Here is a 23,706-nt window from a genome sequence, read left to right as displayed (position 1 = left end):
AAGGAGTCTGCCCCGCCCCGGGGCTTTTTGTATCCAACGAACTGACGTATTGGCTCAAAAATGATTGGAAACGATAGGTAGTCTGTACATTGACGAGGGGGAGGGGAAAACTGTAAAATATACATAGGCCCTCCGGGCATTTGGGACGCGGAAAAGGCCTGTAATTCATTTTATGATGGAGAGACCTAATATGAAAAAGATGAAACGTCTTGTGGCCGTCCTTCTGGTCGGCATCATGGCGCTGGCAATGCTCACCGCTTGCGGCGTTACTCCCAGCGCACCTTCAATGCGCGATACTGCGCTGGAAAGGGATGTTGCCCAGTGGACTGTGGAATGGGGCAAGAACCAAAACCCGACACTGACCGTTGATTCGGAATTGACAGAGATCAGCAATAAGTGCCTGCCTGTTGCTGTCAAGGCGGTGGATGCTAGGCTTACTTCTCCGATTGATCCGAAGGCTTATTTTGACGCAGTGGAAAAGCGGGAGACGTTTTTTGCTGAAGCAAAGAAGGGCAAAACGGCTGCGCTGGTGCCCGTGGACTTTCCGAGCGGAACAGAAGTCACCAAGGATACTCTGGCCGATGCCGTTTCGAAAATGGATGTTCCGAGTAACTTGGAACAGGCTTGTGTTTACAATCCGACCAAGTTCGGCGTTACCGTTACCAAGCAGAAGGAATACACTCTGGTTCTCTTCGTGGTCAGCGAATAAGCGTACCTTCTCAAAACTTGCATCCCTGCCCCGCAGAGCACCCGCTCTGCGGGGCTTTTTTGTGTTTGGGGGCAAACTCCTCCAGTCGCCTGCGGCGACAGCCCCCTCAAAGAGGGAGCCTTTCGCCTTCCGGTCAGATGCAATAAACCTCCCCCTTTCGGGGGAGGTGGCATCGCGCAGCGATGACGGAGAGGGTTGCCTCCCTCACTGAGGGAGGTGGCAAACCCGCAGGGTTTGACGGAAGGAGTCTGCCCCGCCCCTCCCGGCGGCAATTCTGAATGGTTTCTCTGTCAAACCGTGTCGTTTTGTGGTACAATAAAAACGTATTCTGATGTGAACAGGAAAGGACGTTTCCATGCAGCTGTTTGAACTGGTGTCCCCGCGGCTGTTCCGCCCGCTGGCGGGGCCGAACCGGGCTTTTTATGCAGAATTGCTGCTTCTGCTCTGGGAGGAGTGCCGCCACACGGCGGATTACAGCATTTCCCGTGCGGAGGCCGTCTGGCGTGCCGAGGATTACTTTGCCGCACTGGCAAAGCCCCTTGCGCTGGATGCCGACGGTGCGGGCGATGAAGAAGAGCAGCCCACCCGCGACCCTCACACGCTGGCCGTGGGCTTTCTGCTGCGGCTGCGCCGCACCGGCTGGCTGGAAGAGCAGCCCGGCAGCTACGAGGGGGAAGCGTCCCTTGCCTTTGTGCCGGAGGTAACGCCGCTGCTGGAAGCGCTGGAAGAAATATTGAATCCCCGCGTAGTTACCTATACCGGAAAGCTGTACAAGGCATGGCAGCTGCTGGGCAGCATCGGGCAGGAAAAAAGCCCCTATGAGAACGTTCTGCGGGAGGTGGACGCAGACCTTGACGTGCTGAACCGCTCTCTCCGGGCGCTCAACGCCTCCATCGGCCACTACATCGACCGTCTCACCCGCAACCGCACCCCGCAGGAGGTGCTGGAACTGTTCGACCAGTACGAGGAAAAGGTGGTGGCGGCGGCCTACCACCGCTTCAAGACCAGCGACAACCTGTTCAACTACCGCGCCTATCTGGAAGAAGAGCTGGACGACTGCGAGGAGAACTACCTGCCGCAGCTGGCCTTTGATTATGCCCGGGTGGAGCGCTGCGCCCCGAACGAAGCGACACCTGCCGTGCGTGCACTCATCCAGAAGCAGCGGGACGCGCTGGAAGAGATGAGCCTGCTCATGCGCGAGATCGATGCAAGCCACATCCGCTACCGCAAGCGGGCTGTGCAGCGGGCACAGTTCCTGCTGCTGAGCGACCGTTCTTCGCAGGGCAGCGTCACCGCCCTGCTGCGCCGCTACGCCGAGGACATCCGCACTCCGGAGCAGCTGTTTGAGCCGGACGACGGCCCGGTGGCAAAGCGGCTGCATCTGTACCCGGCGGCAGTGTTCGGGGAGAAATTCCTCTACCCGCCCGCTGCCCAGCGCACCGCCGAGCCGCTGGCCCCGGTGCGCACCGAAGGATTCGATCCGGAACAGCTCAAAAAAGAGCAGCAATTGCTGCTGGATTACGCCCGCCTTGCCGTTACCGAGGAGAACGTGGCCCTGCTGGCCCGGCAGGCCCTTGCCGCCCGCCCGCAGGTGAACGCGGCACTTCTGGCAGACGAATACCCGAACGATTTTGCCCGCATCATCGGCCTGCATACCTACTCGCAGTCGCCGCACCGGGATTATGACATTCAGCTCACCGGCAATTGGGTGGAGCGCGGCGGTTTCCGCTTTGAGGACTTTATCCTCACCCGCCGCAGGGAGGAAGAAAATGGCAACCATTAACATGCTGGAAGAAACCGCGAATTACCTGCTGAACCACTGCTTCGTGCTGGGCGGCGTGGAGGATCAGCGGGCAAAATATCTCTACGTGCAGGATCATCTGGACGAGGTCCGCGCTGTGTTCGCCCCGCTGGGCTATTCTGTATTGCTGTACCCGGCACCCCTGCAGGCGGCGGCTCTGGTCAACGGCCACGAGGGCAGTCAGGCCCGGCTGCTGAAATACGAGAGCATCCTGCTTTTGGTATTGCGGCTTTTGTACCTGCAAAAGCGCGAGAGCCTTGCGGCCAATGCCGACGAGGTGCTGGTGACGGTGGAAGAGGTGCAGACCGAGCTGCAGAAGATGAACCTGCCCCGCCGTCTGGACCAGAAAACGCTGGAAAACCTCATGCGCACCCTGCGCCGGTACAATCTGGCGCGGCCTGTGGGGCGGCTTTCCGGGCTGGACAGCCGCATTGAAGTATTTCCCACCGTGCTGCTGGCCCTGCCGGATGCTGACCTTGCGGATGCAGCGGCAGAATCTGCCCGCACCCGCACAGAGCTTGGCCTTTATGAACGACCGGAAGAAGCAGGGGAGGGTGAAGAATGATCGAACTCAAACGGCTGAAGCTTATCAACTGGCACAACTTTGAAAATGTCACCTTCGACTGCGCACGGCTCACCTATATGATCGGTGTGAACGCCGTGGGCAAGACCACCATTCTGGATGCCATCCGCTACTGCCTGACCACCAACCGCAATTTCAATGCGCTGGGCAATAAAAAGAGCGGCCGCACCCTGCAGGGTTCGGTGCACGCAAAGCAGCGCGGCGAGAACGCCTACCGCCGCCCGGGCCATACCGTGGCCTACATCGGGGCGGAGTTCTGGGACAGCGTCAAGCGCACCCCCTTCGTCATCGCGGTGCGGGTGGAGTCCGAAGGCCCCATGCAGGAACTGCACCCCGGCGATCAGACATGGTACCTTTCGGAGGACGGCTGCACGCTGGAACAGCTGCCCTTCATCGACCCCAAGACCGGTGCACCCAGCGCAAAGGAGGACTTCAAGCCCGCAACGGGCCGTCTCTCCTACACCCGCAGCCCCAGCGAAGCGCGGGACCGCATCTGCCGTGCGCTGGGCATCGGGCGCGCCTCCAGCCCCTTGGGCAAAAAGTTCAACGAGGTGTTCCAGATGGGCACCAGCATGGACGAGATCCCCAACTTCCGGGAGTTTTTGTACCAGTACATCCTGCCCCAGCCGGAGCTGGATCTGGACGCTTTGCAGGGCGACCGGCTGGAACTGGAAAATCTGCACGCCGTGCTGGCCGAAGCACAGACCCGCGCCGACGCGCTGGAAGAGATCGTGGATTTTGGCCGCGAAGCTGCCGAAAAGCAGACCCAGACCCTTGTGAACCGGGGCACGGCGCTGCTGGCCCGCGCCGCTGCCGACGGCAGCGAACAGACCGTCTGGCAGGAGCATCTGGATGCGGGCCGCCGCCAGCTGGAACAGCTGAACGCCCGCTATGCCGAGGCCAAAAATGCCGAAGCGGAAGCCCGCCGGGCCTATCTTTCCGCCCACGGTGCCGCCAGCGCCAGCGGCGAGGGCCGGGCACTGGACACCCTGACCGAGGAGCTTTCCCGCCGCAAAACGGCGCTGGATACCGCCGCACGCATAGCCGAAAAGGCAGAAAGTGCCCTTGCCCGCACCCAGAGCCTGCTGGCTGTGCTGCGCCGCAGCGGCTTTGCTGCCGGCATCAAGGCCGAAGAGCTGACGGCGGACACTCTGCCGCAGCTCACCGCATGGCTCTCCGCGCAGGAAAAACCGCTGGAGGAAGCCTATTTTGCTGCCCGCCAGAACACTGCTGCTTTGCAGAAGGAGCAGGCCGGCAAGCGTGCGGAGCTGGATGCCGTGTCCGGCGGCAAGTGGGTCTACCCCCACGGCGATGCCGCCACCCGGGTGCGGGATGCCGTGAATGCGGAACTCAAGAGCCGGGGCATGCAGCCGGATGCGAAAATTTTCTGTGAACTGTTGAACGTGGAGGACGAAAGCTGGCAGGACTGCGTGGAAGCCTGCCTTGGCGACCGCCGCTTTGATATCCTTGTGCCGCCCGCCCACTACGAAGCCGCCAAAAGCGCCTTTGTGGCTCTGAAGGACAAGGTAGGCCCCATCAGCCTGCTGGACACCCCGGGCATCCGCAAGGCCAACCGCCGCGCCGACAAGTACGGCCCGGACAGCCTTGCCGCGCAGGTGAGCAGCGAAAACCCGCTGGCTGCACAGTATGCCCAGACCATTCTGGGCCGCATCGTCTGCTGCGACACCCCCGATACGCTGGAACAGCATCCCGACAGCGCCACCCGCGACCTTCTGCGCCACCACCCCTTCCGGCTGGAACGGCTGCGCACTCCCCAGCGGTATATCGGTCTGGACGCACGCCGCGCCCGCGCCGGGGCGCTGGCGGCCGAGCTGGAAGCTCTGGGGGAAAGCGCCCGTGCTGCCGCCCAGACAGAACAGAACCTGAAAGCCGCCTATAACCAGTACCAGACCCTGCTGCGGGGCACGGCACTGGACGAGCTGGCTGCGCTGTGGGATGCCCGCGCCGCACTGACTGCCGCACAGAATGCTGTGACCGAACAGGAAGCAAAGCTCACCGAGTGCCGCGAGAACCCGCTGCTGCAGCAGCTTTACAAGGAGGAAGAAGCCCGCGAAGCCGCGTGGGAGACTGCCCGCGCCGCCGTGGAGCAGGCGGGCGGCGATATCCGCGTGTGCCAAAAGCAGATCGCCTCCTGCGAAGCAGAGCAGAAAAAGGCAGGGGAAACGGCACAGCAGAGCGCCGATGCTGCCCGGAGCTTCTTTGCGGCGCATCCGCTGGTGGAGCCGCTGGCCCGCACCCGGATGCTGGCGCTGGCCCCGGCAGATAAGCCCCGCGCCGCCGCACAGGCTGCGGAAAAGGCGCAGGCCAAGCTGGACGATGCGCTGGCCGTCTATCTGACCGGTACGCTGGAACCGGCCCAGAAGGCCTACAACGAGCACTATGTGTGCGATTATCCGCTGGGCCTTGCAGGGCTGGACCAGTACCGCGCCCAGCACGAGAGCCTTGTGCGCATCGATCTGGAACGCTACGCCGCCCGTCTGGAGCAGGCCCAGCGGGACTGCAAGGACCGCTTCCGCAAGGATATCCTGTTCCGCATGAAGGACGATATCTTCAACGCACGGCGGCAGTTCCGGGAGCTGAACAAGGTGATGGAACAGCTGACCTACGGCGAGGAGGTCTACCGCTTTGAGCTGGAGCCCAGCCGTGACCCGCAGCTGGCGGCCTTCTATCAGGTCATCGTGGACAAGGGCAACCAGCAGATGACCGAGGGCGACTCGCTGGACAACCTTGCCGCCACCGCCGACCCGGCCTATGAGCGTCAGGTGGACGAGCTGATGGAAAAGATCATGGCGGACGTGGACGAGAACACCCGCGCCCGGCAGGAGGGCCGCACCGGCGGCGTGACCCTCTCGGACTATGTGGACTACCGCACCTATCTGGACTACGACATCAAGGTGACCAACCGGGTCACCGGCCAGCAGGCATACTTGTCCCGGGTCAGCCGCGACTCCTCCGGCGGCGAGAATCAGGCCCCCTTCTATGTGGCCATCTGCGCCAGCCTGCTGCAGATCTACGAAAAGAGCGAGAACAGCATCCGTCTTGTGCTGCTGGACGAAGCTTTCAGCAAGATGACCAGCGACCGCATCCGCCCCATGATGGAGCTGTTCCGCCGCCTGCAGCTGCAGGTGCTGCTCATCTCCACCGTGGAAAAGAGCACCGCCATTCAGCCCTACTGCGACATCACCTACTCCATCGTCCGCCACGGCGACACCAACGCCATAGCGCCCTTTGTCCGCCTTGCGGCGGAATGATGTGCGCATTGTATGCGCAATGATGTCTGCCTGCGGGGCATGATAGAATGTGCGATAGCACACATCATTTTGCGCAGCAACCTCATTTCTGCGCAGCAGAACATCATAAAAAAAGAAGCACGCATCTGCGTGCTTCTTTTTTATTGCTACCGCAGTGGTAGCACATCTTCATCCTCGTTGATCTCTTCCATCATCCCGTCCGCAAAGTACCAGCCTTTGCCGTACAGCGCCTCGCTGCCGTCGGCGCACAGGATATACGAGCCGTCCGGCAAAGCGAGAAAATGCCGCTTTTTGCTGTCGGCAAGGGCGATGTCCTCCATCTTCTGTCCGTCCAGCACATGATCCCGGATGAACTGGTAGTGGGGCAGGATGCGGGTCTCGGTCAGGCCAAGGCCGTTCATCCAGCGGGAGTAGTGCGGGTCGGCGGCTTCGCCCGGTTCCTCGGGCGCGGCGTACACGATGTGGGCGGCGTTCATGCTGCCGGCACTCACGCCCAGCACGATGCCGTGGTAGTTGTGGAACAGCCCCGGCAGGCCCAGCTGAGCAAAAAAGTGGTTCTGGGTGGGCACGTGCCCGCCGCACAGCATCACAAAGCCGCTCTGGGGCAGAAGAGAACCGATCTCCTCGGCATTGCGGGCATCGCAGGGGATGAGCGCTGTCAGGGGCAGGTGGGCGTTCGCAAAGCTCTGGGCAAACACCCGGCACATCTCATCGTTCTGCTCGTAGGCATAGGGGTCTGCCGCAATGGCAAGGCCCAGCACGGCGTGATCCGGCCAGACGGCCCGCAGGTTCGCCACAAAGTGGTTGCGGGTGTCCAGCACCGGAATATCCGGCCCCGGCTCAAAGGGGCAGCCGCTGGGGCTGCTGGTCAAAAACAATGTCATAATGATTCCTCATAAAAAGTGAATAAAGACTGTGTCCATTTTAACACGATTTTGCTGCCAGCGGCAGAGCCAGAATCACCAAAAAAATCCCCCGCTTTTCGCCGTTTCGCAGAAAGCAGGGGATCTTATCATGCCTTGCGGTAATGGAACACCTTGTCCTTGGTGAGGAGCATGGCAGCGCTCACGGCCAGAGCCGCCAGCTCGGCGGCGGTGACGGCCAGCCAGATGCCGTCGATGCCCAGCAGCAGTGGCAGCAGGAGAATGGCAATCACCTGAAACGCCAGCGTGCGCAAAAAGGAGATCAGCGCGCTGGTCACGCCGTCGCCCAGCGCCGTGAAGAAGGAGGACGCATACACGTTGAAGCCCATGATGAGGAAGCTCAGCGCATACAGCCGGAAGGCCCGGCTGGTCAGGGCCAGCAATTCCGCATCGTAGCCCACGAAAACGCGTGCTACACAGGGGATGATGAACATGGAAGCCAGCGTCAGGGTCACAGCCACCACGGCGATGAGCCGCAGGCTCTTGCGGTAGAGATTGTGCACCTCGGCGTGGTTGCGGGCACCGTAGTGGAAGCTGACGATGGGCGCACTGCCCACGGCATAGCCCACGAACACCGCCACGAACAGGAAGGCTGCGTACATGATGACACCGTAGGCGGCCACGCCGTTCTCACCGGCCAGACGCAGCAGCTGGTAGTTGTACAGGATATTGACCAGCGACATGGAAAGGTTGGTCATCAGCTCGGAAGAGCCGTTGATGCAGGCATCCCGCAGTACTTTGCTGTAAAAACTGGTCTTGCACAGGTGCAGGCGGCTGGAGTTGCTGCGGTCGATGAAGTAGAACACCGGCAGTACACCGCCCACCAGCTGGCTGATAAAGGTGGCAATGGCCGCGCCCTCCACGCCCCAGCCCCAGATACCAACCATCAGCACATCCAGCACCATGTTGGTGCAGCCCGCGCCCACGGTGAACCAGAAGCCGAGGTGCGGCTTTTCGGCGGTGACGAAAAAGCTCTGGAACATATTCTGCAGCGCAAAGGTGGGCAGGGACACCATCAAGATGCGTCCATAGCGCACCGCATAGTCCAAAAGCTCCCCCTTGGCACCCAGCAGCACGGCAATGGGCCGCAGGAACACAATGCCCAGCACGGCCAGCACACTGACCGAGACCAGAGCCGCCAGCAGGAACAGGGTAAAATAGCGGTCGGCCTTTTTCTGGTCGCCCTCGCCCAGCGTGATGCCCACGATGGCGCTGCCGCCGGTGCCAAGCATAAAGCCGATGGTGCCCAGCAGCATGGGCAGCGGCATGATGAGGTTGACCGCCGCAAAGGCTGTCTTGCCCACAAAGTTGGAGACACACAGGCCGTCCACGATGCCGTAGATGGAGGTGAACAGCATGGTGCCGATGCAGGGCAGCACGAACCGCAAAAGGCGGGAATAGGTAAAATGATCGGAAAGCTGGATCCGCTGCTTGGACATGGTGTCCTCCTTTCTGCACAAGGTGCAAAAAACGGGCCGGATAAATGTCCGTGAGTGCACGCCCGGCCTCGATCTGCTTCGTCACTACGGCAACGAAACCTCCGGCGGGGCGCTGTCTGCACGGCATCTTATCCGGCCCGTTTCAAATTACGTTGAAAACGGTCCTCCGATGAACCGAAAAAAAGCATATCAGAATTTATTTTTGTTGTCAAGGCAGAAAAATCAAAAAAATCGGCATTCGAGGGTCAAAATTCATAAACTGTCTCTTCCCAACGTTTATCAAACCTGTTAGAATGATAAAAGTTTTTTTATGGATCCGGAAAGGAGAACTCCTGTTTTGATGAAACGTTTTTATACCGCCATCGTGCGCCGCCGCAGGCTGGTGCTGGCGGTGTTTGCACTGGCGGCTGTGCTGAGTGTGTTCGCTGTGCGTCAGGTAAAGGTGGATTACGATATCAACGACTACCTGCCGCCGGAATCCCCCTCCACCACCGCCATCGAGGTGATGAACGGTGCTTTCACCGGCGGCATCCCCAACATGCGGGTCATGGTGCGGGATGTCACGGTACCGCAGGCGCTGGAGTACAAGGAAAAGCTTGCCGCCATCGACGGAGTGTCCTCCGTTGCATGGCTGGACGACAGTCTGGATGTGACAGTGCCTTTGCAGATGCAGGACACCGCCACGGTGGAGAGCTATTATAAGGATGGCTGCGCCCTGTTCACCGTGACGGTGGAGGACGAGAAGCGTCTGGAAGCCGTGGCTGCCGTGCGGGATCTGATCGGGGAGGGCAACGCGCTGGAGGGCGCGGCGGTCTCCACTGCCGTTGCCACCAACTCCACCGTGACCGAGGTGGCAAAGATCGCCGCCATCGCGGTGGTGTATGTGCTGTTCATCCTGATCCTGACCACCGATTCCTGGGCGGAGCCGCTGCTGGTGCTGACGGGCCTTGGCGCGGCTATCCTGCTCAACAACGGCACGAACCTCATCTTCGGCACCATCTCGTTTGTGACGAATGCGGCGGGCAGCATCCTGCAGCTGGCGGTGTCGCTGGACTACTCGGTGTTCCTGATCCACCGCTTTGCGGAGTGCCGGGCTGAAAACCCGGATGCCAGCCCGGAGGAGTGCATGGTGGATGCCCTGTGCAGATCCACCGGCTCCATCCTGTCCAGCGGCCTGACCACCGTCATCGGCTTTCTGGCACTGGTGCTCATGCAGTTCCAGATCGGCCCGGATTTGGGCCTTGCGCTGGCAAAGGGCGTGGTGCTGAGCCTTGTCACCGTGTTCACCTTCATGCCTGCGCTGACGCTGGCGTGCTACAAGTGGATGGATAAGACCCACCACAGGCCTCTGCTGCCCAGCTTTGACAAGTTCGGCCGCTTTGTGGCCCGCATCATGCTGCCCATGGCACTGGTGCTGGTCATTCTGATGGTGCCCAGCTATCTGGCCTCCAACTCGAACCAGTATTATTACGGTGCCGCCCACATGTTTGGAGAGAACACCCGTCTGGGTGCGGACACCGCCGCCATCGAGGAGACCTTTGGCCGCAGCGACACCTACGTTGTATTGGTGCCGGAGGGCGACACCGCCACGCAGCAAAAGCTTTCGGATGCACTGCACGCCATCCCGGAGGTGACCGGCATCCTTTCCTATGTGGACAACGCAGGCGCGTCCATTCCGCCGGAGTTCGTGCCCGGGGATACGCTGGGGCTGCTGGTCTCCGGCGGCTACACCCGCATGGTGCTTACGGTGGATGCCGACACCGAGGGCGATGCGGCCTTTGCGCTGGTGGAGCGGGTGCGCGCCACGGTGCAGCAATATTACCCGGACAATTATTATCTGGCCGGTCAGGGCGTGAGCACCTATGACCTGATGGACACCATCACGGCCGACATGGTCAAGGTGAACCTGCTGGCCATCGGTGCGGTGTTCCTGATCCTGCTCCTCATGAAGCGCCAGCTGCTTTTGCCCATCATTCTGGTGCTCAGCATCGAGACCGCCATCTGGATCAATCTGGCCATCCCGTACTTCCGGGGCCAGTACGTGTTCTACATTGCCTACCTCATCATCAGCTCGGTGCAGCTGGGTGCTACGGTGGATTACGCCATCCTCTTCTCCGACCGTTATCAGGAGTTCCGCGAGACACTGGGCCGCAAAGAAGCCGTTGCGGCCACGGTGTCCGCCGTGACCACCTCGGTCAGCACCACCGGCAGCGCCATGGCGGTGGTGGGCTTCCTGATGGGAGCCATTTCCACAAACCAGCTGCTGGGCCAGCTGGGCAATTTTCTGGGCGTGGGCAGTCTGGTGTCGCTGGCCATCGTGCTTTCAGCACTGCCGGGCTTTTTGTATCTGGCCGACCCGCTCATTATAAAAAAGAAAAAACAGCCGAAGGAGGCTTGACCGAGATGAAACATCGATTTGTGCGCCGGGTGTCGGCGCTGGCGCTGGCAGGCTGCCTGCTGGCGGGCAGCAGTCTGCCGGCTTTTGCAGCAGCCTCCGCTGCCAAGGAAGAGGTCATTTATGCAAACCTGACGGCCTCCGGTGCTGTGACCGGCGTGTACGCCGTGAACAGCTTTTCCGTGCAGGCGGGGGACACCGTTGCGGACCACGGCAGCTACACTGCCGTGCGCAACATGACCACGAGCGATGCCGTGGAGCAGAGCGGCGATACGGTCACAGTGCATGTGACCGAGGACGGCAAGCTCTATTATGAGGGCACCATGGACGCCGCCACGGCCCTGCCATGGGTGGTAAAGCTGACCTATACGCTGGACGGGGCAGAAATCAGCCCCGACGAGCTGGGCGGCAAAAGCGGTGCCCTTTCCATCCGGCTGCAGGTGAGCCGCAACCCAGACTGCACCGGCAGCTTTTTTGACGACTACGCGCTGCAGGTGACCATGAGTCTGGATACCGGCCTTGCCCGGAACATCAGCGCGCCGGGCGCTACGGTGGCGAATGTGGGCAGCAAAAAGCAGCTTTCCTACATCCTGCTGCCGGGCGCGGACAGCGATGTGACCGTCACCGCCGATGTGACGGATTTTGCCATGGATGCCGTTTCCCTGAACGGCGTGCGGCTGAACCTGAACCTCGACCTCGGGGATATGGACCTGACCGGGATGCTGGAACAGCTGCAGAGCGGCTCCGCGCAGCTGGACGATGGTGCCAACGCGCTGGCAGACGGCATTGCGCAGGTGCAGGCGGGCATCGACACCCTGAACGGCAATTCCGGTGCCTTGACCGGCGGCTCAGCCCGGGTGCGTGGGGCCCTCACCCAGATGCAGACCGCGCTGAACGGCATCTCTGCCTCCACCGACGAGCTGAACACCCTGCTGGATGCCTCCACCCAGATCCGGGACGGCATTGCCCGGCTGGATGAGGGCGCGGCACAGCTGGAGCAGCAGGTGAGCTTTGAAGCCTACAAGGCCATCCTCAAAGAGAACGGCCTTGACCTTGACGTGGTAAAGGATGGCAATGCCAAGGCCATCCAGCAGCTGCAGGGCATGGTGTGGATGATGCCGCAGCTCAAGGATGTGATCCTGCTTTTGCAGGGCTCCACCGCCAACATCGATGCCATGCAGACCTATCTCGACACCGTGAACGGCGGAATTGCCCAGCTGCACGAGGGCAGCAGCACCCTGAACGGCAGCTACGGCGAGTTTGATGCCGGGGTGCGTCAGCTGGCCGGTGTGCTGACTGGGATGCTGGGCAATCTCTCGGTGCTCACCGACGGCGTGAACCAGCTTGCCGCCCAGTACGTCCAGCTGGACGACGGCCTGAACGCCTACACCGACGGTGTAGCCCAGCTGAAGGCGGGTGTTGCGCAACTGGCGGAGGGTGCTGCACAGCTGACCGGCGGCACCGGCGAGCTGCGCAGCAGCGTTTTCGATATCGACATGGGTGCCCAGCTGGACGGCCTGCTGAACAGTTTTTCCGGCGGCGGGGAGGTGCAGAGCTTCACCTCGGCAGAGAACACCGAGGTGAGCGCGGTGCAGTTTGCGCTGCAGACCACTGCCATCACAGCCCCAGCCCCGACAGCCCAGCCGGAACCGGTGGCTGTGACCCTGACCTTCTGGCAGAAGCTGCTCAAGCTGTTTGGGCTGTATAAAGGCTGACAGATTTAAAATTGTCTCCGCTTCGCTCTGGACGAGTTGTGGCACCCAGCGGCTACTACGGCCCTTGAGCGGGCCTTGCATCCTGCTGGCCACGGCCCCAACAGCTCCTCCCTGCTTCGGCCGCAGGCCGCAGTCGTCGCCGTTGCAATATCAGAGGAAAAATTATTTTTTATAGAAAGAAAGCCAGAAAATCTGCGGATTTTCTGGCTTTCACTTTTCACGGGGAAGGTCGTGGAGATAAACGGCATCTTGCCGCTGTCGGCCTGCGGCCGTCGCGCAGCGGAAAAGATGCATTTGACCGGTACGGCCCGATCGGTGAAAAAGCAGTTCCGAAACGACCGCAGTCGTTTCGGAACTGCAAATTATAAAAATAATATTTCCGCTGTTTATGGCGCAGCGCACGCGGAGCCGTTTTAAACCGTTCGCTTGCTGTGGGCATCACTCAAAATGGTATTCCACCAGTTCGCAGTTTCTGATGCCCGCAGCTGCGTATTCCTCGTTGGTCATGTCGTAGAAATAGGACTGCACCACCCGGGCGATGCCGTTATGGGCTACCAGCAGATAGGTTTTGCCGGTGTCGGCCTTCAGCTCGTCCAGCAGGTTATAGATGCGCTGGGCCAGCTGCATCATGCTCTCGCCGCCGTCGTAGCGGTCGGCGAAGTGGGTCTTGGAAACGCGGAACTCGCCGCCGTTGCGGGGCGTGCCCTCGTATTTGCCAAAGCACTGCTCCCGCAGGCGCGGCTCACACCGGGCGGGCAGGCCGGTGGCCTCGGCAATGGCCATGGCCGTGTCGGCGGCGCGGGACAGGGGAGAGTACAGGATCTCATCGATGTGCACCCCGCTGGCTTTGACGGCTTCGCCCAGCTTCCGGGCCTGCTGGCGGCCCCGCTCGGTGAGGGGGCTGTCGGTCATGCCGCAGATCTTGTTTTCAACGTTCCAGACGGTCTCTCCGTGGCGGGTGAAATAAAGCGTATGCATGGGTGGCTCCTTACTGGTCGTATCCCGCCTCGATCTCGCGGATGCGGGTGTAGAAAAAGTCGTTGGCAGGGGTGGGCATCCCGTACTTCTTGGCCCGCTGGCGCACCACACCGGCAAACTCCTCCACCTCGGTGGGGCGCTTTGCCAGCACATCCTGCCGCATGCTGGGCATGCCCTCGGGGTTAAAGGTGGGCATCATGGCATCGATGAACTGCACATCGTTGTCCGGCGGCAGGGGCACGCCCTCAAGGTTCGCCAGCCGGATGACCTCCTGCATGGCCGCGCGCATCATGTCCTGTGCTTCGCCGGGCTGGCGCAGGCCGCCGTAGGGCTGGTCAAAGGCGGCTGCGGCCTGATTCAGGCCGTCATTCACCATCAGCTTGTTCCACTGCTTGTAAAGGATATCCCCACAGGGCTCGTTGGCAATGCCGCACTCGTCCAGATAGTCGGCCACGGCCTGCACACGGTCGGTCATCTCGCCGCTGCGCTCACCGAACTGGATCTTGCCCGCCTGATTGAACACCAGCGTGCGCCCGGTGCGGGTGGCATCCATGCCGATGGCAACGCTCCACAGGGTGTGGCCGGGATAGGCTGCGTCAATGTGCTCCTCGCTGGTGATGCCGTTCAGCACGCTGAGGATCACGGTGTCCGGGCCAATGAACTTTGCAATGTCCTGAATGGCCTGTTCCAGCACCGTAGCCTTGACGGCCACCAGAAGCAGGTCTACCGGCCTGCCCTCGGCGGGGGTGACATAAGAGAACTTGCATTCTTCGCCGTTGCAGACGACCGGTTCGGCAGAGTAGCGGGCAATGCGGTCCTCATCGGCGATGACCTGCACGCCGGGCATTTTGCGGCCGAACAGGATGCCCAGTGCGCCCAGACCGATCAGGGCAGAGGTTTTGATCTTTTTCATGTGTTCCTCCTGTGTTTTATGCCTTTTTCAGCGTTCCGTCTGCGGTCAGGACGACCGTGCTGCCCTCGTCGATGCCTAGGCGGGTGAGCTCTTTGTCCGGGTAGGGCAAGGTGCGCCGCTCCCCGGCGGGATCGGCCAGCGTGACATCGCACAGCACCGGCTGACCGGCGGGCAGCTCCTCGCAGCCATACATCTGCTCTTCAATGCGCAGAACGCGGTAGGTAGTCTCCATAGCAGCTAAACTCCTTTTTGTAAATACAGCATTTTTATTATAAAGCTCTGCGCGGGGCGCGTCAACCGCATTTGGCTTGACAGCCGGCCGCCCGGCTTGATAAAATAGGAATGATTTTTGGAACAGGGGGGCAGTCACATGAATATTACGGAACTGCGTTATCTGGTGGCCATCCGCAAGTGGGGTTCGGTGAGCGCGGCGGCAAAGCAGCTGTATGCGGCCCAGCCCAATGTGAGCAAGGCACTCAAGAATCTGGAAGAGGAATACGGCATCCGCATCTTTGAGCGCTCGTCCACCGGCATGATCCCCACCGAACAGGGACGGCATTTTATCCGGCAGGCAGAGCGGGTGCTGGACGAGGTGGACCGGCTGGATCTGGATGCCCGCAGCCGGCAGAGCAGCTGTGCGGAGCTGCGGGTGGTGCTGCCCCACGCCACCTACGCTTCCTACGCGACGGTGGATTTTTTGCAGCAGATGGCAGACAGCCAGCAGCTGCGGGTGCATATCCGGGAATCCGGCACCATGGAAGCGCTGGACCATGTACTGCGGCGGGGCTATCATCTGGCCCTGCTGCGCTACGCGGAGGAGGATGAGGATTATTACCGCCGCTACTGCGACCGTCACGGCCTGCACCGGGAGCCGGTGATGGAGTTTGAATACCGGCTGCTGACCAACCGCGAAGGCCCGCTGGCAAAGTGCGAAGTGACCGACATCATCCAGCTGAACAGCTATATGGAAGTCCTGCACGGTGATTTCCAGCTGCCCGGCGGTGAGGACAGCGGCCTGCGCTGGCATACGAACCCGAACCGCCGCATCCATGTGTATGAGCGGTGCAGCCAGTTTTCCATCCTGCAGAACCTGCCCAATGCCTATATGTGGGCTTCGCCCATGCCAAAGCGGGCGCTGGAACAATACCATCTGGTGCTCAGGAAATGCCCGGCCCAGCGCCAGCGCATGAAGGATGTTCTGGTCTATCCGGACAGGGGGACCCTGCGCCCGGAAGAGCAGACCTTTGTGCAGCTGCTGCACAAGCAGGCGGCGCTGACCGTGAAATGACCGCCGAAACCGGTTAAGAACTGGCAAAACATCGGAATGAGGAAAAACCGGAAAGCAAAGGAATTTGGCCGACAGCCGCAGCGCTTTATGCGCTGCGGCTGTCTTTTTGCTGATAAATCGAGCAAAAAAGAGACGAAACATCGGCTAAAAAACTTTGCGGCTATATGGTCTTTGATATGCCCCCATACCAGAAGCATATTATCACTTTTATGAAAAATATGTTAACATAGACCCAGAAAGCTGGCCGGGATGAATGGAAAATATGGAAAATGCTTCCATAATTCCGGCACAAAGAAAAAGGAGGTTTCTGGTATGATCAGTTTCTTACTCTGTCTGGCGATCCTGATCGTGGGCTACTTTGTCTATGGTAAGATCGTGGACAACACCTTCGGCCCGGACGACCGCGAAACGCCTGCTGTGCGCATCAATGACGGCGTGGACTACGTTGTGATGCCCCAGTGGAAGCTGTTCCTCGTTCAGCTGCTGAACATCGCCGGCCTTGGCCCCATCTTTGGTGCCATGCAGGGCGCATTGTGGGGCCCGGTGGTCTTTTTGTGGATCACCTTCGGCACCATCTTTGCAGGCGGCGTGCACGACTACTTCTCCGGCATGATGAGCGAGCGCAACGACGGCGCTTCCATCGCCGAGATTACCGGCAAGTACTTAGGCCCTGTGATGCAGAACGTCATGCGCGTGTTCTCGGTGGTGCTGCTCATCATGGTGGGCACCGTGTTCGCGGTGGGTCCCGCTGGCCTGATCGTGGAGCTGTGCAGTCAGAGCGGCGCTTCCGGCGTGCTCACCTCGCTGCTGTTCTGGCTCATCATCATTCTGGTGTACTACTTTATTGCAACCTTTATCTCCATTGATGCCGTCATTGGCAAGATCTACCCCATCTTCGGTATCTGCCTGATCATCATGGCCATCGGCGTCATCTTCGGCATCTTCACCAATCCTGCCTACACCATCCCGGAGATCTGGGATCACTTCGGCAGCATGCATCCGTCGGGAACCCCCATCTGGAGCTTCATGTTCATCACGGTGGCCTGCGGTGCTATCTCCGGCTTCCACTCCACCCAGTCGCCTCTGATGGCCCGCTGCATGAAGAGTGAAAAGCAGGGCCACTTCGTGTTCTACGGCGCAATGGTCTGTGAGGGCGTTATCGCTCTGATCTGGGCCGCTGCTGGCTGCAGCCTGTACGAGGTGACCGGCGGCCTGAACACCGGTCTGGCCGAAGCACTGGCCATGGGCCAGTCCAAGGCCATTTATGATGTCTGCTCCAAGACCATGGGCGGCGTGGGCATCGCACTGGCAATGGTCGGCGTTGTGGTGTGCCCCATCACCTCCGGCGATACCGCATTCCGTTCCGCCCGTCTGACTCTGGCCGACTGGTTCAAGATCGATCAGGACGGCTACGCAAACCGCCTGAAGCTCTGCATCCCGGTTCTGGGCGTGGGCGCTTTCCTTGGCATCGGCAACGCGCTGGGCTTCATCAACTACACGGTCATCTGGCGCTACTTCAGCTGGACCAACCAGACGCTGGCCATGATCGTTCTGTGGGCTGCATCCATGTACCTGTTCAAGGAGAAGAAGAACTACTGGATCACCGCTGTGCCCGCTACCTTCATGAGCGCGGTCTCTTCCACCTACTTCATTCTGGCTCCCGAATGTCTGGGCGGCCTGCTGAACGCCAAGACCGCAGAAGGCGCAACCATCTACAACACCGCCGTTGCATACCCCATCGGCATCATCTTTGCCATTGCAATGCTGGCAGTCTTCCTCCACGCAACGAAGAAGGCAGCCCAGAAGGCATGACACGATATATACAAAGATATATACAAATGATCTGCTGAATAAGGCACCCTCCGCTGAAATGGCTCGGCGGAGGGTGCCTTGTATTTTGCGGCGTTTCAGGCAAAGAAATCACGATTTGCGGAGAAAATTGAAAACGATTGAGCAACTTGCACAAAAGCAGGCCAGAAAGTTTGGCAGCAGCGGCTTTGACCGGTTCCGGGAAAGGTCTTTGCCGGGGAATTAAGAAAATTTGTCGTGAACGCGATAAAAATTCTTTGCAGGTATTCCGCGGAAGCATCTTGCCATATACTTTTTGATATGGGAACCATACCAGAAAAATATTAACTGCTTTATGAAAAAAGTGTTAACATGAAGCCAGAGATTGGTCAGAGCCGCAGCTGGGCACGCAAAATGCTGGCTGTGGTTTGAATCAAAAAGGAGGTTTCTGGTATGATTAGTTTCTTACTCTGTCTGGCGCTCTTGATCATCGGCTACTTTGTCTATGGCAAGATCGTTGACAACACGTTCGGACCGGACGACCGCGAAACTCCTGCTGTGCGCATCAACGACGGCGTTGACTACGTTGTGATGCCCCAGTGGAAGCTGTTCCTCGTCCAGCTGCTGAACATTGCAGGTCTGGGCCCCATCTTTGGTGCACTGCAGGGTGCTCTGTGGGGTCCTGTGGTGTTCCTGTGGATCACCTTCGGCACCATCTTTGCAGGTGGTGTGCATGACTACTTCTCCGGTATGATGAGTGAGCGCAACGATGGCGCATCCATCGCTGAAGTCACCGGCAGATACCTCGGACCTGTCATGCAGAACATCATGCGTGTGTTCTCTGTTGTGCTGCTGATCATGGTTGGTACCGTGTTCGCAGTGGGCCCCGCAGGCCTGATCGTTACCCTGTGCAAGAACAGCGGCATGTCCGGTCTGCTGACCACCACCCTGTTCTGGCTGATCATCATTCTGGTGTACTACTTCATCGCAACCTTTATTTCCATTGATGCCATCATCGGTAAGATCTACCCCGTGTTCGGCATCTGCCTGATCATCATGGCTGTGGGCGTTATCTTCGGCATCTTTACCAACCCCGCCTACACCATCCCCGAGATCTGGGCAAACTTCGGCAACATGCATCCGTCGGGCACTCCTATCTGGAGCTTCATGTTCATCACCGTTGCCTGCGGCGCTATCTCCGGCTTCCACTCCACCCAGTCGCCTCTGATGGCTCGCTGCATGAAGAGTGAGAAGCAGGGCCACTTCGTGTTCTACGGCGCAATGGTCTGCGAGGGCGTCATCGCTCTGATCTGGGCCGCTGCCGGCTGCGCACTGTACACCATCACCGACGGCAAGATGGCTGGTCTGGCCGAGGCTCTGGCTGCTGGTCAGTCTGCTGCCATCTACGACGTGTGTGCAAAGACCATGGGCGGCATTGGCATTGCTCTGGCAATGATCGGCGTTGTCATCTGCCCCATCACCTCCGGCGATACCGCGTTCCGTTCCGCTCGTCTGACTCTGGCCGACTGGCTCAAGATCGATCAGGACAGCTACGCAAACCGCCTGAAGCTCTGTGTCCCCGTTCTGGGCGTTGGTGCTTTCCTGGGCATCGGCAACGCACTGGGCTTCATCAACTACACTGTGATCTGGCGCTACTTCAGCTGGACCAACCAGACGCTGGCCATGATCGTTCTGTGGGCTGCATCCATGTACCTGTTCAAGGAAAAGAAGAACTACTGGATCACCGCTGTGCCCGCTACCTTCATGAGCGCTGTGTCCTGCACCTACTTCGTGCTGGCACCTGAGTGCCTGGGCAAGATGATCAATACTTACGCAGACGGCAAGCTGGTCGCTTACAACACTGCCGTTGCATACCCCATCGGCATCATCTTTGCAATCGCAATGCTGGCACTCTTCATCCATGCTACCAAGAAGCACACCGCTTCTCAGAAGGCATAAGGATGTCTGCCGCACCGCATAAGCCTTAAACTCTGACACCCCCGCCGCTGCACCCCGCAGTGACGGGGGTGTTTTGACATAACAGACAAACCTTTTGTGCAAATCTTAGCAGCAGAAGGGGTTGCATTTTGAGGGCTGCAGTGCGAAAATAGAACCGGTGATTTTATTTGGAATGGCTGCAGCATCTGCGGCTGGACCGGAAACTAACAGTAAAGAAGGGAACTTCCATGATCTTCAAACCTGCACAGCTGGGTATGGCAAAGCTTGATAAACAGGAGCTGGTGGAGGACAGAAAGTCCTGCAAAAAGATCGGCCCCTGCGGCGTTGGCAAAAAGGCGCTGTACCTCAACAGCTTTTACATCGACCGCCGCTATTATCTGCCCTACGGCAGCATCAGCCGCGTGTTCAAGCGGGTGGCTATGAGCTCCGGCGGCTTTACCGGCAAGGGCATGTTTGCCTCCATGGCCTACCTTGTGGTGGAGTACGATGGCGGCAAGCAGAAGCAGTGCAACTTCAAGGACGAGCGGGATGTGGACAAGCTGCTGGAGGTGCTGGCCAAAGAGCAGCCGCAGATCCATCTGCTCAGCGCAGCCGGTGAGCAGATGCTGCAGAAGAAGGAAGCCGAAAAGGCCTCCCGCAAGCTGCCGGAAAGCGAGCTGACCGACGATGCCCGTCACAGCATCACCGTGCTGCACAGGGCAAAGGAATATCTGGAAGCAAAGCCGGAAATCGCCGATGAGCTGAGTGCAGCCGAGCGCCGCAAGCGCGCCCAGCTGCAAAGCAAGCCGGTGTACCGCTATGTGGCACTTGCCATCTTTGTTATGGGCATCGTCTCCGCGGCCTACGGCCTGTATGCCGTTACCACCCACACCGGCGGCTATGGCATCTACTTTGCACTGTTTGGCTTTGCAGCCATCTTCCTGTTCTCCAGCTACAACATGCTGCCCACCGCCCACAACAACCACAGCGCCATCATGAAGCGGGCCGAGAAGGCCGAAGCTGCTATGGCAGAATACGTGAAGCACTACCCGAACGGTGCCTTCCCGGTGCCCAGCCATTACGCACATCCCATCGTGCTCAAGCAGATGGCCGATGCCATTGAAGAGGGCCGCGCCGTCACCGTGCCGGAGGCTTTGACTGCCGTGGAAAACCGCCTGAAGTCCCTGAACGCAGACGTGCAGGTGGAACAGGAGGAATACGACGAGGTGGTGGTCATCAAGGCGATGTTCCTGAACCACGATTATCAGTAAAAAGTAAGCAAAGAGGGCTTTTCCTTCGGGGAAGGCCCTTTTGTTTTGCCTAACTTCTTGCACAGCAGAATCGTTCGTTTTATAATGAAAAAGGAGAGTCTTTACACCCACGAGTGGAGGAAACAGCTATGGATATGGTCACCCTTGGCAGCACCGGCATCACGGTGAACAAAAATGGCTTCGGCGCACTGCCCATCCAGCGCATCTCGCAGGAAGATGCCGTCTATCTGGCCCGCAAGGCTTACAAGGCAGGCATCCGCTTTTTTGATACCGCCCGCGCCTACACCGACAGCGAGGTGAAGCTGGGCGAAGCCTTTGACGGCATCCGCACGGAAGTGTATATCGCCACCAAAACGGCAGCGCAGAACGCAGAGGACTTCTGGAAGGATCTGCACACCTCACTCACCAACCTGCGCACCGATTACATTGACCTGTACCAGTTCCACAATCCCGCATTCTGCCCGAAGCCCGGCGACGGCTCCGGCCTCTACGAGGCTATGCAGGAGGCCAAAACCAAGGGCATGATCCGGCATATCGGCATCACCAACCACCGCCTGAAGGTGGCCCACGAGGCCATTGACAGCGGTTTGTACGAGACGCTGCAGTTCCCGTTCAGCTATATCTCCGGTGAGCAGGAGCTGGAATTGGTGAACAAGTGCAAGGCGGCAAATATGGGCTTTATCGCCATGAAGGGCCTGTCCGGTGGACTGATCACCAACAGCGCCGCAGCCTATGCCTTTGAGGCGCAGTTCGATGGAGTTCTGCCCATCTGGGGCGTGCAGCGTGAAAGGGAACTGGACGAGTTCCTCTCCTATATCGACAACCCGCCGCGCATGACCGACGACATCCGTGCCGTCATTGAGGGGGATCGTACCGAGCTGTGCGGCGAGTTCTGCCGCGGCTGCGGCTATTGTATGCCCTGCCCGGCAGGCATCGAGATCAACAACTGCGCCCGCATGAGCCTGCTGCTGCGGCGTTCGCCCTCGGCAGAGCATCTCAGCCCCGCAGGTCAGGCCAAGATGAAAAAGATCGAGGGCTGCCTGCACTGCAACCAGTGCAAGGCCAAGTGCCCATATGGTCTGGATACCCCCGCCCTGCTGGCCCGCAACTATGAGGATTACAAGCGCGTTCTGGCCGGTGAAGTAAAAGTTCAGTAACACAAAAGCTCCTGCCCATTCAGACAGGAGCTTTTGTGCTTTATGCGGCAGCTTTTGGCTGCTCAAAAATCCTCATCGATTCCTTATAGCAGTGTGCGAAGTACACGATCTCGGCAAGGGCGGTCAGCGCCCAGCTGCAGGGGTACAGTGCGTACAGCGAGGGAATGGTGTGAAAGTGCGCGAAGATGGTGTATACCCAGATCACCCGGAACACGCAGGAACCCATTACCACAATAATGGTGGGCACCACAGTCTTGCCAAGTCCGCGGGAAGCGGCGATGGTGCAATCCATAAAGGCGGAGATGCAGTAGGCAAAGCCCATCACGCCCACGCGTTTCATGCCGGCATCAATGACGGCGCTCTCGGTGGTGAACAGGGCAAGGAAGGTGCGGCCAAAGAGGAACAGGCTTCCGCCCAGGATCAGGCCCACACCAAAGGAGTAGGCCAGACTGATGAAATAACTCTTCTTTACGCGGTCCGGCTTGCCAGCGCCGTAGTTCTGGCTCATAAAGCTTGCACAGGCCATATAGAATGCGGCCATGCAGTCGTAGATCATGGCATCGGCATTGGCGGCGGCGCTGTTGCCCTTGACCATGAGAGAGTCGAAGGAGTTGACCCCTGCCTGAATGAACAGGTTTGCAATGGCGAAAATGGCATTCTGGAAACCGGCCGGAAGACCAAGGCCCAGAATGCTCTTTGTTGTGGCGGGGTCCAGATGCAGCTTTTTGGTGTCCAGCACGTAACAGTCCTGCACTTTGGTCAAAGCGTGCAGGATCAGCCCGGCAGAGACGCACTGCGAAATGGCACTGGCCAGCGCCACGCCCATGACGCTTAACTGGCACACGATGACAAAGAACAGGTTCAGTGCAATGTTCAGTGCGCCCGCAATGGACAGGTACATCAGCGGCTTTTTGGTGTCGCCGATGGCGCTGAACACAGCGTTGCCGAAGTTGTACAAGGCCAGAGCGGGCATACCAAGGAAGTACACCCGCAGGTACAGGATGGCACCGGGCAGCAGGTCGTCCTTGGTGTTCAGCAGCCGCAGCATGAAGGGGGAGCCCAGCAGGCCGACGAACAGCAGCACCACACCCGCGATCAGGCTGACGATGGCGGCGGAGTGGACAGTCTTTTCCACATCGTGCTCGTGCCGTGCACCGTAGAAGCGGGCCACCAACACGTTGATGCCGCCGCTCAGGCCGATCAGGAAGCCGGTGAACAGGCTGACGAGGATGCTGGTGGAACCCACCGCGCCCAGCGCTGTAGAGCCTGCAAACCGGCCTACCACGGCCACGTCCGACATGTTGAACAGCACCTGCAGCAGATTGGAAAGCGCCAGCGGCAGACTGACCAGAAAGATCTGTTTGGCCAGAGGGCCTTCGGTCAGTGTTTTGGTATTTGATTTCATGTTCTCTTTTTATCCTTTAACCTAAACCGTGCCCGCGCACACCGGGGCACACCTCTATTATATGGGCCGCTGCGGCTTTTGCAAGATAGCATCGACATTTCCTATTTGATTTTTTTGTGTGGCTGTGCTAT

The 23,706-nt window shown here is 59.4% G+C and carries 18 protein-coding genes; 12 read left to right on the top strand and 6 right to left on the bottom strand.

Annotated features, from left to right (window positions below; translation table 11 throughout):
• Positions 1 to 190 precede the first annotated feature (190 nt).
• The 4 genes from MTP41_RS07865 to MTP41_RS07850 all read left to right on the top strand — a co-directional run bounded on the left by MTP41_RS07865 (position 191) and on the right by MTP41_RS07850 (position 6,365).
• Positions 191 to 709: a hypothetical protein gene (locus MTP41_RS07865; RefSeq protein WP_249235262.1), complete on the top strand. Its 519-nt coding sequence runs from the start codon at positions 191 to 193 to the stop codon at positions 707 to 709.
• 355 nt (positions 710 to 1,064) lie between these two features.
• Complete coding sequence (locus MTP41_RS07860; protein WP_249235261.1) at positions 1,065 to 2,492, top strand: Wadjet anti-phage system protein JetA family protein; 1,428 nt, start codon at positions 1,065 to 1,067, stop codon at positions 2,490 to 2,492.
• The gene (locus tag MTP41_RS07855) at positions 2,479 to 3,075 is read left to right on the top strand and encodes a DUF4194 domain-containing protein (protein ID WP_005937508.1); all 597 of its coding nucleotides are present in this window, start codon (positions 2,479 to 2,481) and stop codon (positions 3,073 to 3,075) included. The genes MTP41_RS07860 and MTP41_RS07855 overlap by 14 nt, the downstream gene beginning before the upstream one ends.
• The gene (locus MTP41_RS07850; protein WP_249235260.1) at positions 3,072 to 6,365 is read left to right on the top strand and encodes an ATP-binding protein; all 3,294 of its coding nucleotides are present in this window, start codon (positions 3,072 to 3,074) and stop codon (positions 6,363 to 6,365) included. The genes MTP41_RS07855 and MTP41_RS07850 overlap by 4 nt, the downstream gene beginning before the upstream one ends.
• Positions 6,366 to 6,511: 146 nt before the next feature.
• On the opposite strand, the gene MTP41_RS07845 is transcribed toward MTP41_RS07850, so the two are convergent.
• Together MTP41_RS07845 and MTP41_RS07840 are read right to left on the bottom strand one after the other, a co-directional pair.
• Positions 6,512 to 7,249 (bottom strand): Type 1 glutamine amidotransferase-like domain-containing protein, encoded by a 738-nt coding sequence (locus MTP41_RS07845; RefSeq protein ID WP_249235259.1) that lies wholly within the window; start codon positions 7,247 to 7,249, stop codon positions 6,512 to 6,514.
• A gap of 128 nt (positions 7,250 to 7,377) precedes the next feature.
• On the bottom strand, positions 7,378 to 8,727 hold the full coding sequence (locus MTP41_RS07840) for an MATE family efflux transporter (protein ID WP_249235258.1): 1,350 nt from the start codon (positions 8,725 to 8,727) through the stop codon (positions 7,378 to 7,380).
• A gap of 340 nt (positions 8,728 to 9,067) precedes the next feature.
• Between MTP41_RS07840 and MTP41_RS07835 the strand changes: the two genes are divergently transcribed.
• The 3 genes from MTP41_RS07835 to MTP41_RS07825 all read left to right on the top strand — a co-directional run bounded on the left by MTP41_RS07835 (position 9,068) and on the right by MTP41_RS07825 (position 13,254).
• Positions 9,068 to 11,125: an efflux RND transporter permease subunit gene (locus tag MTP41_RS07835; RefSeq protein WP_249235257.1), complete on the top strand. Its 2,058-nt coding sequence runs from the start codon at positions 9,068 to 9,070 to the stop codon at positions 11,123 to 11,125.
• 5 nt (positions 11,126 to 11,130) lie between these two features.
• Positions 11,131 to 12,837, top strand: a complete 1,707-nt coding sequence (locus tag MTP41_RS07830) for a hypothetical protein (protein ID WP_249235256.1) — start codon at positions 11,131 to 11,133, stop codon at positions 12,835 to 12,837.
• Between the two features lie 75 nt (positions 12,838 to 12,912).
• Complete coding sequence (locus MTP41_RS07825; protein WP_249235255.1) at positions 12,913 to 13,254, top strand: hypothetical protein; 342 nt, start codon at positions 12,913 to 12,915, stop codon at positions 13,252 to 13,254.
• Between the two features lie 21 nt (positions 13,255 to 13,275).
• On the opposite strand, the gene MTP41_RS07820 is transcribed toward MTP41_RS07825, so the two are convergent.
• The 3 genes from MTP41_RS07820 to MTP41_RS07810 are packed head-to-tail and all read right to left on the bottom strand — an operon-like array spanning position 13,276 to position 14,960.
• The gene (locus tag MTP41_RS07820; RefSeq protein WP_154255999.1) at positions 13,276 to 13,815 is read right to left on the bottom strand and encodes a histidine phosphatase family protein; all 540 of its coding nucleotides are present in this window, start codon (positions 13,813 to 13,815) and stop codon (positions 13,276 to 13,278) included.
• 10 nt (positions 13,816 to 13,825) lie between these two features.
• On the bottom strand, positions 13,826 to 14,728 hold the full coding sequence (locus tag MTP41_RS07815; RefSeq protein ID WP_249235254.1) for a ketopantoate reductase family protein: 903 nt from the start codon (positions 14,726 to 14,728) through the stop codon (positions 13,826 to 13,828).
• Between the two features lie 16 nt (positions 14,729 to 14,744).
• Positions 14,745 to 14,960 (bottom strand): hypothetical protein, encoded by a 216-nt coding sequence (locus tag MTP41_RS07810; RefSeq protein ID WP_097776747.1) that lies wholly within the window; start codon positions 14,958 to 14,960, stop codon positions 14,745 to 14,747.
• A gap of 138 nt (positions 14,961 to 15,098) precedes the next feature.
• Between MTP41_RS07810 and MTP41_RS07805 the strand changes: the two genes are divergently transcribed.
• The 5 genes from MTP41_RS07805 to MTP41_RS07785 all read left to right on the top strand — a co-directional run bounded on the left by MTP41_RS07805 (position 15,099) and on the right by MTP41_RS07785 (position 22,170).
• On the top strand, positions 15,099 to 16,016 hold the full coding sequence (locus MTP41_RS07805) for a LysR family transcriptional regulator (protein WP_249235253.1): 918 nt from the start codon (positions 15,099 to 15,101) through the stop codon (positions 16,014 to 16,016).
• A 312-nt stretch (positions 16,017 to 16,328) separates the two neighbouring features.
• A complete protein-coding gene (locus MTP41_RS07800) occupies positions 16,329 to 17,828 on the top strand; it encodes a carbon starvation CstA family protein (protein WP_097776745.1) in 1,500 nt (499 codons plus the stop codon).
• A gap of 429 nt (positions 17,829 to 18,257) precedes the next feature.
• Positions 18,258 to 19,763, top strand: coding sequence for a carbon starvation CstA family protein (locus MTP41_RS07795; protein ID WP_249235252.1), 1,506 nt, complete (start codon positions 18,258 to 18,260; stop codon positions 19,761 to 19,763).
• Positions 19,764 to 19,990: 227 nt separating this feature from the next.
• A complete protein-coding gene (locus MTP41_RS07790; protein WP_249235251.1) occupies positions 19,991 to 21,013 on the top strand; it encodes an ATPase P in 1,023 nt (340 codons plus the stop codon).
• Positions 21,014 to 21,141: 128 nt separating this feature from the next.
• Entirely contained in the window at positions 21,142 to 22,170 is a 1,029-nt protein-coding gene (locus tag MTP41_RS07785) for an aldo/keto reductase (protein ID WP_249235250.1), read from the top strand.
• Between the two features lie 40 nt (positions 22,171 to 22,210).
• Here the strand turns inward: MTP41_RS07785 and MTP41_RS07780 are convergent, their stop codons facing one another.
• Entirely contained in the window at positions 22,211 to 23,575 is a 1,365-nt protein-coding gene (locus MTP41_RS07780) for an MATE family efflux transporter (RefSeq protein WP_097781031.1), read from the bottom strand.
• Positions 23,576 to 23,706 lie beyond the last annotated feature (131 nt).

This window comes from Faecalibacterium sp. I4-3-84, from assembly GCF_023347255.1.
Classification (GTDB): domain Bacteria; phylum Bacillota; class Clostridia; order Oscillospirales; family Ruminococcaceae; genus Faecalibacterium; species Faecalibacterium taiwanense.
This window is presented reverse-complemented; position numbering and strand designations above follow the sequence as displayed.